Source organism: Pseudomonas trutticola BRTCR10 (assembly GCF_056155105.1).
The window spans coordinates 709,835-724,960 of the sequence record NZ_CM149552.1 but is presented as its reverse complement, the minus strand read 5'-3'; the positions used below and the strand labels follow the sequence as shown (position 1 = coordinate 724,960).

Here is a 15,126-nt window from a genome sequence, read left to right as displayed (position 1 = left end):
GATGAACCCTGCCCAACTGCGACGCGTCAATGCGGAAAGTTTTGCGCACTATCGTCAGGGCCTGATTGACCTGCTGCTGGATGCCGTGGGTTATGGCGCCAGCGTCGGCTTCATGGCCGACCTCGATGCCGCTCAGGCCCGCGCCTATTTCGATGACGTTCAACAACAAGTGAACAAGGGCAGCGTGTTGCTCTGGGTGGTGGTCAAGGACGAGCAGGTGCTGGCCAGTGTGCAACTGGGCCTGTGCCAGAAGGCCAACGGCCTCAATCGCGCCGAGGTGCAAAAACTGCTGGTGCGTGAACACGCCCGGCGTCGCGGTCTCGGTCAGCAACTGATGCAGGCGCTGGAGAAGGAAGCCCCTAAGCACAAGCGCGGCATGCTCTACCTCGACACAGAAGCGGGTTCGCCGGCTGAAGATTTCTACAAGGCCCTGGGTTACACCCGCGCCGGGGAAATCCCCGATTACGCCTGCGACCCGAATGGCACGTATCGAGCGACCGCCCTCTATTACAAGATTCTGCAAGGAGCCCAGTGATGATTCCTGGCGAGTATCAGATCCAGCCCGGCGACATCGAGCTCAATGTCGGCCGCCGCACCGTCAGCCTGAAAGTCGCCAACAGCGGCGACCGGCCGATCCAGGTCGGCTCGCACTTTCACTTTTTCGAAACCAACGACGCGCTGACCTTTGATCGCGCGGCCAGTCGCGGCATGCGCCTGAACATTCCGGCGGGCACGGCGGTGCGCTTTGAACCGGGGCAGAGCCGCGAGGTTGAGTTGGTCGATTACGCCGGGCATCGGCGGGTGTTCGGCTTTGCCGGGCGGGTTATGGGTGATCTCGACTAACTGATCGTTCCCACGCTCCGCGTGGGAATGCATCCCGTGACGCTCCGCGTCACATAACGGCGGACGCAGAGCGTCCATGGCGGCATTCCCACGCAGAGCGTGGGAACGATCAACTAAGGCAGACACATGAAAATCTCCAGACAGGCCTACGCCGACATGTTCGGCCCCACCGTCGGCGACAAGGTGCGCCTGGCCGACACCGAACTGTGGATCGAAGTTGAAAAAGACTTCACCACCTACGGTGAAGAAGTGAAATTCGGCGGCGGCAAAGTGATCCGCGACGGTCAGGGCCAAAGCCAGTTGCTGGCCGCCGAAGTCGTCGACACGCTGATCACCAACGCTTTGATCATCGACCACTGGGGCATCGTCAAAGCCGACGTCGGTCTCAAGGACGGGCGCATCGCCGCGATCGGCAAGGCCGGTAACCCGGACGTGCAGCCGAACGTGACCATCGCCATTGGCGCCGGCACCGAAGTGATCGCCGGTGAAGGCATGATCCTCACCGCCGGCGGCATCGACACGCACATCCACTTCATTTGCCCGCAGCAGATCGAAGAAGCGCTGATGAGCGGCGTCACCACCATGATCGGCGGCGGCACCGGGCCTGCCACCGGTACCAACGCAACGACGTGCACTTCCGGCCCATGGCACCTGGCGCGCATGCTGCAGGCCGCCGATGCCTTCCCGATGAACATCGGCCTCACCGGCAAGGGCAACGCCAGTCTGCCGGAGCCGTTGATCGAACAGGTCAAGGCCGGCGCCATCGGCCTCAAGCTGCACGAAGACTGGGGCACCACCCCGGCGAGCATCGACAACTGCCTGAGCGTCGCCGACCAGTACGACGTGCAGGTGGCGATCCACACTGACACCCTCAACGAATCCGGTTTTGTCGAGACCACCCTCGGCGCGTTCAAGGGCCGCACCATCCACACCTATCACACCGAAGGGGCCGGCGGCGGTCATGCGCCGGACATCATCAAGGCCTGCGGTTTCCCCAACGTATTGCCAAGCTCGACCAACCCGACCCGACCGTTCACTCGCAACACCATTGACGAACACCTCGACATGCTGATGGTCTGCCACCACCTCGACCCGAGCATTGCCGAAGACGTCGCGTTCGCCGAAAGCCGCATCCGCCGCGAAACGATTGCCGCCGAAGACATCCTCCACGACCTCGGCGCCTTCTCGATGATCAGCTCCGACAGCCAGGCCATGGGCCGCGTCGGCGAAGTCATCACGCGCACCTGGCAGACCGCCGACAAGATGAAAAAGCAGCGCGGCCCGCTGCCACAGGACGGCGAAGGCAACGACAACTTCCGCGCCAAACGCTACATCGCCAAATACACGATCAACCCAGCCATCACCCACGGCATCAGCCATGAAGTCGGTTCGATCGAAGTGGGTAAGTGGGCGGATCTGGTGCTCTGGCGTCCAGCGTTCTTCGGCGTCAAACCGACGTTGATTCTCAAGGGCGGCGCCATTGCGGCAAGCCTGATGGGCGACGCCAACGCCTCGATTCCTACGCCGCAACCGGTGCACTACCGGCCGATGTTCGCCAGCTATGGAGGTTCACTGCATGCCACCAGCCTGACGTTTATCAGTCAGGCGGCGCAGGCAGCCGGATTGCCGCAAACTCTGGGGCTGAAGAAAAAAATCGCCGTGGTCAAAGGTTGCCGCGAGGTGCAGAAAACCGACCTGATCCACAACGACTATCTGCCGAACATTGATGTTGATCCGCAGACTTATCAGGTCAAGGCAGACGGCGTGTTGCTCTGGTGTGAGCCGGCAGATGTGCTGCCGATGGCGCAGCGGTACTTTTTGTTCTGACAACAAAAAAGGCCCTTCGGGGCCTTTTGCTTATCTGTCAGTTACACCGCGTTTTCGTTCATCGCTGGCATGCCAGCTCCCACAGGGTTCTGAGTTGAAACAGGGATTTAAACTCGACGCAGGACTTGTGGGAGCTGGCTTGCCAGCGATGAGGCCAGATCAGCCCCACAAAACCTTCAGACAACCTACTCGCCCACCAACCGCCCCAGACGCTGGCGCAACATGCGGTTCTCGGCACGCAGTTCGCGCACCTCTTCGAGCAGATCCAGCGCGAGAGCGACGCCTTCCCACTCCAGGTCCAGATCGCGCCGCAGCTTGGCGGCGCGTTTGGCCAGGGCCAGTTCGTAATCGGTGAAACGCCATTCCCGGGGCTGCTTGCCCTGAGGTTCGAGGATGCCGTGTTCGACGATTTCGATCACGTAGACGTCCGACAAATCGGCCGCCTCACAGAATTCTGCCATGTCCAGTTGAACGATCAGGGGGCTGCTCATGATGGGCTACTCCGTCGTCGGATTCAGAAGTTCTCTCGCGGATTGAAGGCGGCTTTCTTCGCCAGTTCCTGCCACAGCGCCTTGACCTCATCGTCGGACGCTTTCGGCATCACGGCCTTGAGCTGCACGAACAGATAACCGCGCTCGCCGGCCTTGTTTTTCAGGCCATGGCCCTTGGCGCGCATACGCTGGCCATTCTGGCTGCCGGCCGGGACCTTGAGGTTGATCTTGCCGGTCAGGGTCGGTACGGCCACTTCAGCGCCCAGCGCCAGCTCCCACGGTGCCAGCGGCAGCGTGATGATCAGGTTCTCGCCTTCGACATCAAATTTCGGGTGTGGCGCGAAACGGATGGTCAGGTACAGATCGCCATTCGCCCCGCCACCGACGCCCGGTGCGCCCTGGCCCTTGAGGCGAATGCGCTCGCCGTCGGTCACGCCCGCCGGGATCTTCACGTTCAGGCTCTTGCTGGTGTTGCTGACGTGCTGGCCGTTGGCGTTGTATTGCGGCACCTGGAAGGTGACCTTCTTCGACTCGTTCGACAGCGTCTCCTCGAGGAAGATTGGCAGTTCCATTTCCACGTCTTGCCCTCGGCGCCCTGTACTGCGTTGTTGCCGACCTTCACCGCCACCGAAACCGGGGCCGCGATTGCCGAAGATCGAACTGAAGAAGTCCGAGAAGTCACCGGTGTCGCCACCGCCGCCGCCAAAACCGCCACGGCTCTGCCAGCCCGGTGGGCCCTGGAACGGCTGACCGTGCTGGCCGTAGCGGCGCAGTTCGTCGTATTCGGCGCGTTTGTCGGCGCTTTTCAGCGCTTCATAGGCCTCCGAGGCATCCTTGAACTTGGCCTCGGCGTCTTTTTCCTTGCTGACATCGGGGTGGTATTTGCGCGCCAGCTTGCGATAGGCCGCCTTGATCGCCTTATCGTCAGCCGTCGGCTCCACGCCGAGTATCTTGTAATAGTCTTTGAAGTCCATTGAAGGAATCACCATCCGTTATCGATTTCGCGCCGATGCCAGCATGCGCCGATTCGCGCGTGCCAGGTTGACCGATCTCAAGTTTGTGACCGGGTGGCGCAGCAGAAGTTTATCGGCAGTGGAAGGCGGTTCTTGCGACCGCCGGTGGTTCTGCCGGCCCATGCCAGCAAGTTTGGGGCAAAGCCTGGACTTTCAACCCAGTCTAGTCGCGAAATAGCTGATGACCGGCCTTCGATTCTGCCGCGCACTGACATACACTGCGCGGCCGTTTTTTTGACCGGAACCGAAAGACATGAAAGACGCCTCTCCAGCCCGTGCCTGCGGCATCGACTTCGGCACGTCCAACTCCACCGTCGGCTGGCTGCGCCCCGGCATGGAAACGATGATCGCGCTGGAAGACGACAAGATCACTCTGCCGTCGGTGGTCTTCTTCAACATCGAGGAACGCCGCCCGGTATACGGTCGTCTGGCGCTGCACGAGTACCTGGAAGGCTACGAAGGCCGCCTGATGCGCTCGTTGAAGAGCCTGCTCGGTTCCAAGCTGATCAAGCACGACACCAGCGTGCTCGGCACGGCGATGCCGTTCAAGGACTTGCTCGGCCTGTTTATCGGCCAGTTGAAGAGCCGCGCCGAAACGGCCGCCGGTCGGGAATTCGAACAAGTAGTGCTCGGCCGCCCGGTGTTCTTCGTCGATGACGATCCGCTGGCTGACCAGGAAGCCGAAGAAACCTTGGTCGATGTGGCGAAGAAGATCGGTTTCAAAGAGGTGTCGTTCCAGTACGAACCGATTGCGGCGGCCTTCGACTACGAGTCGACCATCGAAAAGGAAGAGCTGGTACTGATCGTCGACATCGGCGGTGGTACGTCCGACTTTTCGCTGGTGCGCCTGTCGCCCGAGCGTCGTGGTCTCGATAACCGTCACGACGACATCCTCGCCACCGGCGGCGTGCACATCGGCGGGACCGACTTCGATAAACAACTGAGCCTGCAAGGCCTGATGCCACTGTTCGGCTACGGCAGCCGCATGAAGAGCGGCGCCTACATGCCGACCAGCCACCACATGAACCTGGCGACCTGGCACACCATCAACTCGGTGTACTCGCAGAAATCCAGCCTGGCGCTGGGCAGCATGCGCTACGACATCGAGGACACTGGCGGCATTGATCGCCTGTTCAAGTTGATCGAACAGCGCGCCGGGCACTGGCTGGCGATGGAAGTCGAAGAAACCAAGATCCAGCTGACCCACACCGACAGCCGTCATGTGCCGCTGGACCGGATCGAGGCCGGGTTGAGCGTGGAACTGACTCGGGCGCTGTTTGAATCGGCCATCGATGCGCTGCTGGAGCGAGTGCGCGGCAGCGTCACGCAGTTGCTGAACGATGCCGGCGTGGCGGTGGAACAGGTCGATACGGTGTTCTTCACCGGCGGTTCGAGCGGGATTCCGGCGCTGCGCAACAGCGTTTCGGCGATGCTGCCGAATGCGCGGCATGTTGAAGGGAACATCTTTGGCAGCATCGGCAGCGGCTTGGCGATTGAAGCGATGAAACGCTACGGCTCCATGAACTGATCCGAGACCGCGTTGCGCCTATCGCTGGCAAGCCAGCTCCCACAGAATTGATACTGCACTCAAAAGCGGCGCATAACCTGTGGGAGCTGGCTTGCCAGCGATAGCATCAGTTCAGGCAACACAGCTCTACCGGTTCAAACCATCCCGCCCAGCTTCAACTCACTCTTCAGATACGCGTAATAAATCGGTCCCGCCACCACCCCCGGCAGGCCGAACGCGGCCTCGAACACCAGCATCGCCAGCAGCAACTCCCACGACTTGGCACTGATCTGCCCGCCGACAATGCGGGCGTTGAGGAAGTATTCGAGCTTGTGGATAAAAATCAGATAGCCCAGTGCGGCAAGCGCCACCCAGATCGACAGCGACAGGCCGACGATGGTGATCAGCGTGTTCGACATCAGGTTGCCGATCACCGGCAACAGACCCAGCAGGAAGGTCAGCACGATCAGGGTCTTGGTCAGCGGCAGCTTGATGCCGAACATCGGCAGGATCACCGCGAGGAAGATCCCGGTGAAAACGGTATTGAGCAGGGAGATCTTGATTTGCGCGAAAACAATATTGCGAAATGCTTGCACCAGCAGGTGCAGACGGTCGAACAGCGCAGCGGCCAGCGGTTTACGCTTGGTGACGTCCGGCACCCGCTGCAACGCGATGATCGCGCCGAGCACCATACCGATCAGCAACGTTACGAACATGTGCGCCGCGTCCTTGCCCACCAGTTGCAGGTCGGCCAGGTGCTTGCTCGCCCATTCGCCAATCGCGACGCGAAATTCGGCGGCGCTGGCCGGCAGATAGGCATCAATGAACGGCGGCAACTGACCGCGTGCGCGATCGACCACGCCCATGAATTTGTCGAGCGAAGCCCCGGGATTTTCCGCCTCGTGCAGAAGGAAACTGATCGCCCCGGCAAAGATCAGCGCCAGCACGCTGACCACCAGCGTGCCCAGCAACGCTACCGCCAGCCAACGCGCGCGACGCCCTTCGATCAGGCGTTGCAGTTGTGGGGTGAGCATGTTGACCAGCTCGAACACCAGCAACCCGGCCAACAGACTGGGCAACAAGCGCAGCGGCAGCACCAGCAGCAAACCGCCGAAAATGATGATGCAACTGACCCAGAACACTACATGACGCTCAGAAAACGTTGGCATACAGCCTCAAAACGAACGGCGTAAAAGGATTGGCAGTCTGCCAGCGATCCGGGGTGAGCACTAGAAATATGCGGGCCAACCCCACGGGCCCCATCGCTGGCAAGCCAGCTCCCACAGGTTAAGGGTCGTACACAAAATTTTGTGGCCCAACCGAAACCCTGTGGGAGCGGGCTTGCCCGCGATGGGGCCAGCCCAGACGCCACAGGACCAGAGTGATTATTTTTTCTTCAGGCAATCACTCATGAACGTCTTGCGCGCATCGCCGGTCAGCGCTTTGGTTTTCGCGTCGGCGTTACAGGTTTTCATCTTTTCCTGCTGTGGGGTCAGGACCTTGGCGTCGTTGGCCGCTGGCGCCGCTTTCAGGCAGGTGCTCATGAAGGTTTTGCGCTCATCGCCCTTGAGGCTCTTGGCGGTCGCATCAGCATTGCAGGTGGTCATCTTGTTCTGTTGCGCCGTGGCGGCGAAACCCTGGGAACACAGGAGCAAACCAATCATCAACAAAGGGACACGCAACATCTTCATGGAGTTTTCTCCTTGTCGCCGCATCGATGGAGGCGGCCTCTGCAGGAGTGTAGCCAAATCCTGTTACATCTTCCTGCCTTCGAGGTGGCTGCGGCGGTACTGCTCCGGCGTGCATCCGGCCTGACGGGCAAACATGGCGATAAACGCCGAGCCACTGCTGTAGCCCAGGTCGAAAGCGATTTCCTGCACGCTGCGGGAGGTTTCCAGCGCTTCGATCGCGGCGAGATAACGCAGACGCTGGCGCCACTCGCCAAAACTCATCCCCAGTTCACGCACGAATTGCCGTGCCAGCGTGCGCTCGCTGACATGCACCTGCATCGCCCAGTGCGCCAGCGGCTGATTGTTGCCAGGCTCGGCCTGCAAGGTTTCGAGGATCGTCAGCAGACCGGGGCTGCTCGCATAGGGCAGATAGCACTCATGCACGCGGGCCTGTTGCAGTTGATCGACCAACACCTGGGCCAGACGCTGGTCGGCATCGAGTTCGGGAATCTTCACGTCACGGGCGGCGAAGTCCTTGAGAATTGCCTTGAGGATGTCGCTGATCGCCAGGGTGCAGGCACGCTGGGGCAACTCGGCGCAGACCTTGGGATCAAGACACACCGCCCGATAGTTGACCGGTTGATGGCTATAGAAACTGTGCTCGACCTGCGGCGGCACCCACACCGCGTATTGCGGCGGCGACATGAAGCGACTGCCGTCGACATCCATGTGCAACACGCCGTGGGCCGCATACTCCAGCGTGCCCCACGGATGGCGATGCGGCGCGGCGAATTCGTGGGCGTTGAAATCGGCGTAACGGAAATACACCGTCGACGGCAGTTCGCTGAAATCCAGCAGATCGATGTGTTTACTGTTCATGCTGTCCGGTTTCAGAGGCAGGTTGTCCGGTTCGAAGTATAGGCCTGCATCCAGACAAGGGATAATCACGCTTCATCAACGTACTGGTTTCAAACTCATGCAATACGCGTTTCCTCTGCTGGCGATCTTTATCTGGGCCGGCAATACCGTGATCAACAAACTCGCGGTCGGGGCGATTTTCCCGGCCGAGATCGGTTTCTACCGCTGGCTGCTCGCCGGCCTGCTATTCACGCCCTTCATGCTTAAAGCGGTTATCGCGCACTGGCCGCAGATTCGCCCGAACCTTGGCAAGATTTTCATCCTCGGCGTACTCGGCATGGCGGTGTATCAAAGCCTCGCCTACTTCGCTGCGACCCTGACCACTGCGACCAACATGGGCATCATCCTCTCGCTGATGCCGTTGATGTCGCTGGCCATGGCGATCATCAGCCTCGGTCAGCGCCTGACAGCGGGCGCGTTGTTTGGCGCGGTGCTGTCGTTTGCCGGCGTGCTGGTGGTGGTGTCGTCCGGCAGTCTCAGTGCGTTGTTGCAGCACGGGGTAAATATGGGTGACGCGATGATGCTGATCGCGACCCTGGCCTACGCGATCTACAGCACCTTGCTGAAAAAATGGCAGCTGCGTCTGCCACCTCTGGTGTTGCTGTATTTGCAGGTGCTGGTGGCGATTGTGGTGTTGTTTCCGCTGTACGCCACTTCACCGAAAACCGGACTGACGCTGCAGAACATTCCGCTGGTGCTGTACGCGTGCCTGTTGGCTTCGATGGTCGCACCGCTGGCGTGGATGCAGGCTGTGCAGCGTCTGGGGCCGAGCCGCACGACGCTGTTCTTTAACCTGCTGCCGTTGATCACGGCGCTGATTGCGGCGGTGGTGCTTAAAGAAGAACTGGCGATGTATCACTTGGTCGGTGGCTTGCTGACCTTGGGCGGGGTGATTCTTTCCGAGCGCTGGACCACCGTGTTGGGACGAAAACTCAGCGTTGCCTGATCAGGCCCTGTGGTGAGGGGATTTATCCCCGATGGGTTGCGTAGCAGCCCCGCTTGTTTGGGGCCGCTGCGCGCCCCATCGGGGATAAATCCCCTCACCACAAAAGCCATTTACAGCCCGGCAGCCTTGAGCCGCGCCGCATGCTCGACAAACAGCCGCACCGGATCGGCGCCCTTGCCGACCAATCCCAGCGACTGATTGATGATGTCGAAATGATCCAGCGGATAGTCATCGCCAATCACCGTGCCCAGATGCGAGCTGTAACGCCCGACCATCCCGTCACACTGCCCCGTTTCCCGCACAAAGGTTTTCGCGAACAAACGACAGCTGCGATTGGTCCCGTCAAACAAGTTGCCGCCACGATCAGTTTTGCCCGGCTGCAACGTCCCCGACCATGAGTAATAACGCACGCCGTTGACCTCCTCCGGCCCGTGCCCGCCCCACGTTTGCGGCAAGCCCTGTGGATAACGCTGATTGAACAGCGCCACGCCCTCGGTGGTCAGCGACTGGTGCGAAGCGTGGATATCCACCGGCAGTTTCGGCCCGCGATATCCGGTTTCCAGCAAAGCCATCAGCCAGCCGACCAAGCGCAACAGCGCTTCAAGGATGCGCCCCTTGGCGGTGCCCGCCGGATAGTGTTTCTGCAGATAGTCGGCCAGTTCCGAACCATGGTTGGGCCCGGCCACCGAAGTCACCGAGGCCACTAGATCAGGGCGTTTCGCGGCGGCGTAACGGGCAGTGAGAGAACCCTGACTGTGACCAAACAGATTGACCTTCGCGGCGCCGGTTTCGCGCAGGATTTCATCGATCCGCGCCAGCAATTGCTCGCCGCGCACCTCGGTCGAATTCAGCGGCGAGACCTGCACGGCAATCACCGTCGCCCCACCACGGCGCAACGCCTTGATGATCCCGTACCAGTACGGATAAATGATCAGCCGGATAAACCCGAGCATGCCCGGCACCAGCACCAGTGGATAACGCGTCGACATGGGCGGACATCCTTGTGATCAGTGAGTGGCTGCAAGGCGTGCAAAACGCCCGCCAAGCATCCGTGCTGATGATGACAACTCGATGAGCAGCCTACTTCAGCCCCACCACTCCCGCCACAATCAGGCCGACCGACAGCAGTTTGACCAGCGTCAGGCTCTCGCCGAGCAGGACAAAGCCGAGAAACACCGTGCCCAACGAACCGATGGCGGTCCAGATCGGATAGGCGATGCTCACTGGCAAATCACGCATGGCCAGGGTCAGGAACCCGATACCGCCGACCGCCGCGATCAGCGTGATCAACGAAGGCCACAGCCGAGTGAAGCCTTCGGCGTACTTCATGCCCATCGCAAAAGTCACCTCAAACCCCGCCGCGATCAGCAGGAACAACCAGGCCACCTAGAACTCCCGGGCCAGGTCGAGCAAGCGCTGCTCGGCCTCGGCCACCGACACCGCGAAGGTGCGCTCGGCAGACTCTTCACCCTCGGCGGCGACTACGCTGACGTCGTTGATGCCGACGAAACCCAGTGCGGTGCGCAACCATGGATCGGCATGGTTGAGCGCCTCCAGCTCGCCGCCCGGGCCGAAACCGAAACCGCCACGACTGGTGACGATCAAGGCTTTCTTGCCCTGCAACAGCGGCGTGTACTGAGCGACACCGTTGTCCAGCGTGTGATCGAAGGTCAGGCCCAGCCGCACGATCTGATCGACCCAGGCCTTGAGGCCACTGGGCACGCTGAAGTTGTACATCGGCGTGGAAATCAGCAGCAGGTCGTGATCGAGCAATTCGCCGACCAGTTGATCACTCAGCGCCAGATCGGCCTGCATCGACAGCGGCCGCGCCTCAGGCTGTGGATAAAACGCCGCCGCAACGAAGGCTTCGTTGACCGCTGAAATCAGCGCGCGGCCGACTTCGCGTCGGGTCACCTGCGACTGCGGATGACGCAATTGCCAGGCACCGAGAAAACCTTCCGCCAGACGTCGCGAGTGCGAACGTTCCCCGCGAGGACTGGCATGGATCACAAGAATCTTGCTCATCTGAAACTCCTTGGGACTAGACTTTGGTTGCTGTGTGGCTGCAGATTGCAGCGCACTTGCATACGTCTCAAATGAGCAAAAATCAGTCTGGATGAATCCATTTCATCCATGGAGTGTTCAATGTTCGCCTCGTTACCGCTGACCGCCCTGCGCGCGTTCGAATCCGCCTCGCGTCTGCTGAGCTTCAAGGCTGCCGCCGAAGAACTGGCGGTGACGCCGACAGCGATTTCCCATCAGATCCGAGCGTTGGAGGACTGGCTCGGCGTCGCTCTGTTCGAACGTATGCCGCGTCAGGTGCGCCTGACCGAAGGTGGCGAACGCCTGTTTCGCAGCCTGCACGGCGCCTTTCTCGAAGTGGCGCAAAGCGTCGACACCCTGCGCCCGCAACGCAGCGCCAGCAGCCTGACGCTGTCGACCACCGCCGCGTTCGCCGCGCTGTGGCTGGTGCCGCGCCTCGGCCGCTTTTATGCGAAACACCCGGCCATCAATGTGCGTCTGGATACGCACTGCGAAGTCATCGATCTGCATCAGGACGCCAGCGTCGATCTGGTGCTGCGCTATAGCCTCGACGATTATCCGAACCTGTATGGCTTGTGCCTGTTCGACGAATCCTTCGGCGTTTACGGCTCGCCGGAGCAAGTAGCGCTGGCCGCTCGGCGCACGCCGACGCTGATCAGCGTGCGCTGGCACAACTCGAAGCTGTACGCCCATGGCTGGGAAGCCTGGTGCGCGAAGTCCGGCGAGAACTGGCTGCACCAGCATCCGGCGGTTCGTGAATACGATGAGGAACACTACGCGCTGCAAGCGGCGATTGCCGGGCAGGGGCTGGTGTTGGCGAGCAATATTCTGCTGTCGGAGAGCGTCGCCAGTGGTTTGCTGGTGCCTTACAAAGGTGATGTTCAGGTCGATGGCGCGGGCTATAGCGCGTTGTGTGTGCCGGGGCGGGAGCGGCATCCGCCGGTACGCGCTTTTTTTGCGTGGCTGCAGGAGGAGGCGGTTTTGTCAGGGCTGACGCCGAGACCGCAACAAATTGCATAAAACTTTTTGCCGCGCGCATGACTCACAACCTGGGTAGGCGATTACGTCCGTAGAACGTGACGCCAATCGGATTAGCCTCCAGGAGACTGAAATGAGCGACCTGCATTTGTCTGATGTTCAAACCCTGCGCGAGCGCGCACGGCAACACGTGGAAAACGGCGCGGTGACGGAAAGCTACAGCGCCAACCGTGAAGAGGTGCTGCGCCTGCTCAATGAATCGCTGGCCACTGAACTGGTCTGCGTCTTGCGCTACAAACGTCACTACTTCATGGCCAGCGGTCTGAAAGCCAGCACGGCCGCCGACGAGTTTCTCGAACATGCTATCCAGGAATCACAACACGCCGACCGTCTGGCCGAGCGCATCGTGCAATTGGGCGGCGAGCCGGAGTTCAACCCTGACCTGCTGTCGAAGCTGTCCCACGCGCAATATGTCGCCGGGAACAGCTTGAAGGAAATGGTCTACGAAGACCTGGTGGCCGAGCGGATTGCCATCGACAGCTACCGCGAGATCATTCAGTACATCGGCGAAAAGGACCCGACCACCCGGCGCATCTTCGAAGACATCCTCGCGCAGGAAGAAGAGCATGCCGATGACATGGCCGACATCCTGAAAGACCTGTAAACCTTCGACATCGCCATCGCGGGCAAGCCCGCTCCCACAGGATTGCGCTGTACCCGTGGGAGCGGGCTTGCCCGCGATGGCGCCATGACAGGCGCTGAAGATTTACCAGGCTGAAGAATTACTTGGTTGGCTTGACGGTCACTGGTGCCTTGCCCGCCTTCATCTGTTCCAGCAACGGCGCACATTGATTCGGTTCGCCACCACTCGGCGCGACCAGCGCCAGCAATCCTGCCGCGGGTGCCGCAATCACCCCCAGCGCGACCATCCCGGCCCCACGCAGCAACAACGGCACAGCCTTGACCCCCGCATCCGGTTTGATGAACTTGCCACGCACGTACAACGGCGAGCGCAAGGAGATCAAACGCCATCCCTTGGATTCCGGCGTCACCGTCAGATCGAGTTGCTCGGTGGCCATGTTCGCCGTGCCATCGATGTAGATGATCGCGTTCTCGGTATCGAAGACAAAAAGCCGCGTAGTCGCTAGCCCGGTCTTGATGTCGAAGTCAGCCGCCGCACAGTTGATCCTCACTTCCTTGTCGCCAAAGATCTTGCCGACCACATAGTTGCCTACGTTAAGTCCGGCCAGTTCCATCAGTTCACGGCTGATCGCGCCATCATTGATCAGCATCTTCAGATTGCCGTTGGCCCCGCCCAGCAGCTTCGCCACCGAATTACCGCGACCAGTAATATCGGCGTCGCCATTCAGCTCACCGAAACTGGTTTTCATCGGTTCGAAGGTCGGGAACAGCTGCTTGAGCTTGAACCCGCGCGCGGTCAGTTTGGCGCGGCCTTCCAGTGGCTCGGTACGACCGTTGAGGCGGATCTGCGCATCGAGATTGCCACCGGCCACGCCGAAGCGCAGCGGTTCGAGGCTGAGCTCGCCATCATTGAGTTTCAGGTGGGTATAGAGGTCAGTGAAGGGCAGCTTTTCACTGTGAACGATGCGCTTGCCGGTGAATTCGACGTCGGCGTCCATTGCGCGCCAGCGGTCGGTCTTGAACTCCTCCACTGGCAGCACTTTATCCGCCGGTTGCTTGCTCTCGCCGCCGCGGGCCTTTTGCTTGTCGTTGGAGTCGGCGCCAATCAGCGGCGCGAGGTCGGCGAACAGCAGTTGATTGGACAGCAGCGCCCCGCTGAGTTTGGGCCGTGGCTGACTGGCGACATAATTGAGGTCGCCATGGATATCGCTGCCGCCGATCTTGCCGTTGAATTTTTCATAGGTGAAATTCGCGCCGCCAGCGTCGTGCAGTTTGGCGATCAAGTGGCCGTCGGTGGCATACGGCGGCGTGTCCGGCAAGGTCACGCCGGTCAACGGATAGAGATTGCCGAGGCTGGCGCCGGCCAGTTTCAGACGCAGGTCGAGGGCGCCGAGGTTGAGTGGATCAGTCAGGGTGCCGGCCAGTTCGATGCTGGTGTCGCCGATCTTCGCCTGCGCCTGTAGCGGGAAAGGTTTGCTCGCGTCCTGCAAGGCAAGCAGCCCGCCGAGCTTGCCTTGGCCAGTGAGATTCTGACCGTGATACTGACCTTTTACTTTCACCGCGAAGGCATAGTCCTGCGGTGCAGCACCCTTTTCCTGCGCGGTTTTCGCTGCTTTGTCACCGACGATTTCGCTGAATGGAATCGGCTTGCCAAGCGGATCGATCAGCACATCCAGATTGGTCTTGAGGATCTGGTCATCAAGCGTGACGTGACCTTTGTCGAACTTGATCGCGCCAATATCGACGACCCAGTTTGACGGTTCGGCATTCGGATCCTTGGGGTCGAACTTGAACGTCCAGTTCGCGCGGCCATCGGCCAGACGCTGCAACTCGGCGTTGGGTTCGGTCAGATCGATCCGCGGAATCACTACCCGTTGCGCCAACAGCGCCAGCGGCGAAATGCGCAGTTCGACGCGCTTGAGCGTGACCATCTGCGGCTTTTTCGACCAGTCCGGATTGCCCAGGCTCAAATCCTCGGCGACCACATGCGGCCACGGCACCCAGGCACGCCAGCCGCCCTCATCCGGCTCGCGCTGCCAGATCACCGCGAGGTTGCCGTTGATGGCAAACGGTCGGTGCAGCTCTTCCGAGACTTTGGCGTTGAGCGGCGGTTTGATCCGGTTCCAGTCGAAGAACACGATGACCAACACCAGCACGGCCAAAAGCAATACAAGGGTGGCGAAGGTCCAGCTGAAGATTTTTCCAGTGCGCGTCATGCACAAAACTCCTGATCACGACCGCACGCCGA

General features: G+C 60.6%; 16 protein-coding genes. 7 read left to right on the top strand and 9 right to left on the bottom strand.

All coding sequences use genetic code 11. From position 1 onward, the window contains the following. The first annotated feature begins 1 nt into the window (after position 1). The 3 genes from ACVVH8_RS03120 (at position 2) to ureC (ending at position 2,670) form a co-directional block, all read left to right on the top strand. Entirely contained in the window at positions 2-535 is a 534-nt protein-coding gene (locus tag ACVVH8_RS03120) for an N-acetyltransferase family protein (RefSeq protein WP_475228429.1), read from the top strand. Then, on the top strand, positions 535-843 hold the full coding sequence (locus ACVVH8_RS03115) for an urease subunit beta (RefSeq protein WP_475228427.1): 309 nt from the start codon (positions 535-537) through the stop codon (positions 841-843). Before ACVVH8_RS03120 ends, ACVVH8_RS03115 begins: the two co-directional genes overlap by 1 nt. Positions 844-969: 126 nt before the next feature. Continuing rightward, a complete protein-coding gene (gene ureC, locus ACVVH8_RS03110) occupies positions 970-2,670 on the top strand; it encodes an urease subunit alpha (protein WP_475228425.1) in 1,701 nt (566 codons plus the stop codon). A gap of 185 nt (positions 2,671-2,855) precedes the next feature. On the opposite strand, the gene ACVVH8_RS03105 is transcribed toward ureC, so the two are convergent. Then, complete coding sequence (locus tag ACVVH8_RS03105; protein ID WP_315446349.1) at positions 2,856-3,161, bottom strand: chaperone modulator CbpM; 306 nt, start codon at positions 3,159-3,161, stop codon at positions 2,856-2,858. A 23-nt stretch (positions 3,162-3,184) separates the two neighbouring features. Then, entirely contained in the window at positions 3,185-4,135 is a 951-nt protein-coding gene (locus tag ACVVH8_RS03100; protein WP_315446348.1) for a DnaJ C-terminal domain-containing protein, read from the bottom strand. A 292-nt stretch (positions 4,136-4,427) separates the two neighbouring features. On the opposite strand from ACVVH8_RS03100, the gene ACVVH8_RS03095 reads away from it, so the two are divergent. Next, positions 4,428-5,702, top strand: a complete 1,275-nt coding sequence (locus tag ACVVH8_RS03095; RefSeq protein WP_475228421.1) for an Hsp70 family protein — start codon at positions 4,428-4,430, stop codon at positions 5,700-5,702. A gap of 134 nt (positions 5,703-5,836) precedes the next feature. On the opposite strand, the gene ACVVH8_RS03090 is transcribed toward ACVVH8_RS03095, so the two are convergent. The 3 genes from ACVVH8_RS03090 to ACVVH8_RS03080 form a co-directional block, all read right to left on the bottom strand. Next, positions 5,837-6,850 carry an AI-2E family transporter gene (locus ACVVH8_RS03090; RefSeq protein WP_103304706.1) on the bottom strand — a complete coding sequence of 338 codons (1,014 nt, stop codon included), beginning with the start codon at positions 6,848-6,850 and terminating at the stop codon, positions 5,837-5,839. A gap of 216 nt (positions 6,851-7,066) precedes the next feature. Then, on the bottom strand, positions 7,067-7,372 hold the full coding sequence (locus ACVVH8_RS03085) for a PsiF family protein (protein WP_003221193.1): 306 nt from the start codon (positions 7,370-7,372) through the stop codon (positions 7,067-7,069). A gap of 63 nt (positions 7,373-7,435) precedes the next feature. Further along, the gene (locus ACVVH8_RS03080) at positions 7,436-8,230 is read right to left on the bottom strand and encodes an AraC family transcriptional regulator (protein WP_103304716.1); all 795 of its coding nucleotides are present in this window, start codon (positions 8,228-8,230) and stop codon (positions 7,436-7,438) included. Positions 8,231-8,327: 97 nt separating this feature from the next. Here ACVVH8_RS03080 and ACVVH8_RS03075 point away from each other — a divergent pair, with 97 nt between their 5' ends. Next, positions 8,328-9,215, top strand: coding sequence for a DMT family transporter (locus tag ACVVH8_RS03075; protein ID WP_475228419.1), 888 nt, complete (start codon positions 8,328-8,330; stop codon positions 9,213-9,215). A 110-nt stretch (positions 9,216-9,325) separates the two neighbouring features. Here the strand turns inward: ACVVH8_RS03075 and ACVVH8_RS03070 are convergent, their stop codons facing one another. The 3 genes from ACVVH8_RS03070 to ACVVH8_RS03060 all read right to left on the bottom strand — a co-directional run bounded on the left by ACVVH8_RS03070 (position 9,326) and on the right by ACVVH8_RS03060 (position 11,240). Beyond that, positions 9,326-10,204: an alpha/beta fold hydrolase gene (locus tag ACVVH8_RS03070; protein WP_475228416.1), complete on the bottom strand. Its 879-nt coding sequence runs from the start codon at positions 10,202-10,204 to the stop codon at positions 9,326-9,328. 91 nt (positions 10,205-10,295) lie between these two features. Beyond that, entirely contained in the window at positions 10,296-10,601 is a 306-nt protein-coding gene (locus ACVVH8_RS03065; protein WP_315446346.1) for a DMT family transporter, read from the bottom strand. After that, a complete protein-coding gene (locus ACVVH8_RS03060; protein WP_475228414.1) occupies positions 10,602-11,240 on the bottom strand; it encodes an FMN-dependent NADH-azoreductase in 639 nt (212 codons plus the stop codon). Between the two features lie 108 nt (positions 11,241-11,348). Here ACVVH8_RS03060 and ACVVH8_RS03055 point away from each other — a divergent pair, with 108 nt between their 5' ends. Beyond that, a complete protein-coding gene (locus tag ACVVH8_RS03055) occupies positions 11,349-12,278 on the top strand; it encodes a LysR substrate-binding domain-containing protein (RefSeq protein WP_177431409.1) in 930 nt (309 codons plus the stop codon). 91 nt (positions 12,279-12,369) lie between these two features. Continuing rightward, positions 12,370-12,900: a ferritin-like domain-containing protein gene (locus tag ACVVH8_RS03050; RefSeq protein WP_103304701.1), complete on the top strand. Its 531-nt coding sequence runs from the start codon at positions 12,370-12,372 to the stop codon at positions 12,898-12,900. Positions 12,901-13,018: 118 nt separating this feature from the next. On the opposite strand, the gene ACVVH8_RS03045 is transcribed toward ACVVH8_RS03050, so the two are convergent. After that, the gene (locus tag ACVVH8_RS03045) at positions 13,019-15,094 is read right to left on the bottom strand and encodes an AsmA family protein (RefSeq protein WP_475228410.1); all 2,076 of its coding nucleotides are present in this window, start codon (positions 15,092-15,094) and stop codon (positions 13,019-13,021) included. Between the last annotated feature and the right edge of the window lie 32 nt (positions 15,095-15,126).

Bases quoted from the DNA above. Each gene is read 5' to 3' on its own strand.
- ACVVH8_RS03100 (WP_315446348.1), bottom strand. From the start codon at position 4,135: ATGGACTTCAAAGACTATTACAAGATACTCGGCGTGGAGCCGACGGCT.
- ACVVH8_RS03045 (WP_475228410.1), bottom strand. From the start codon at position 15,094: ATGACGCGCACTGGAAAAATCTTCAGCTGGACCTTCGCCACCCTTGTA.
- ACVVH8_RS03080 (WP_103304716.1), bottom strand. From the start codon at position 8,230: ATGAACAGTAAACACATCGATCTGCTGGATTTCAGCGAACTGCCGTCG.
- ACVVH8_RS03060 (WP_475228414.1), bottom strand. From the start codon at position 11,240: ATGAGCAAGATTCTTGTGATCCATGCCAGTCCTCGCGGGGAACGTTCG.
- ACVVH8_RS03105 (WP_315446349.1), bottom strand. From the start codon at position 3,161: ATGAGCAGCCCCCTGATCGTTCAACTGGACATGGCAGAATTCTGTGAG.
- ACVVH8_RS03075 (WP_475228419.1), top strand. From the start codon at position 8,328: ATGCAATACGCGTTTCCTCTGCTGGCGATCTTTATCTGGGCCGGCAAT.
- ACVVH8_RS03090 (WP_103304706.1), bottom strand. From the start codon at position 6,850: ATGCCAACGTTTTCTGAGCGTCATGTAGTGTTCTGGGTCAGTTGCATC.
- ACVVH8_RS03095 (WP_475228421.1), top strand. From the start codon at position 4,428: ATGAAAGACGCCTCTCCAGCCCGTGCCTGCGGCATCGACTTCGGCACG.
- ACVVH8_RS03115 (WP_475228427.1), top strand. From the start codon at position 535: ATGATTCCTGGCGAGTATCAGATCCAGCCCGGCGACATCGAGCTCAAT.
- ureC (WP_475228425.1), top strand. From the start codon at position 970: ATGAAAATCTCCAGACAGGCCTACGCCGACATGTTCGGCCCCACCGTC.
- ACVVH8_RS03120 (WP_475228429.1), top strand. From the start codon at position 2: ATGAACCCTGCCCAACTGCGACGCGTCAATGCGGAAAGTTTTGCGCAC.
- ACVVH8_RS03055 (WP_177431409.1), top strand. From the start codon at position 11,349: ATGGAGTGTTCAATGTTCGCCTCGTTACCGCTGACCGCCCTGCGCGCG.
- ACVVH8_RS03085 (WP_003221193.1), bottom strand. From the start codon at position 7,372: ATGAAGATGTTGCGTGTCCCTTTGTTGATGATTGGTTTGCTCCTGTGT.
- ACVVH8_RS03050 (WP_103304701.1), top strand. From the start codon at position 12,370: ATGAGCGACCTGCATTTGTCTGATGTTCAAACCCTGCGCGAGCGCGCA.
- ACVVH8_RS03070 (WP_475228416.1), bottom strand. From the start codon at position 10,204: ATGTCGACGCGTTATCCACTGGTGCTGGTGCCGGGCATGCTCGGGTTT.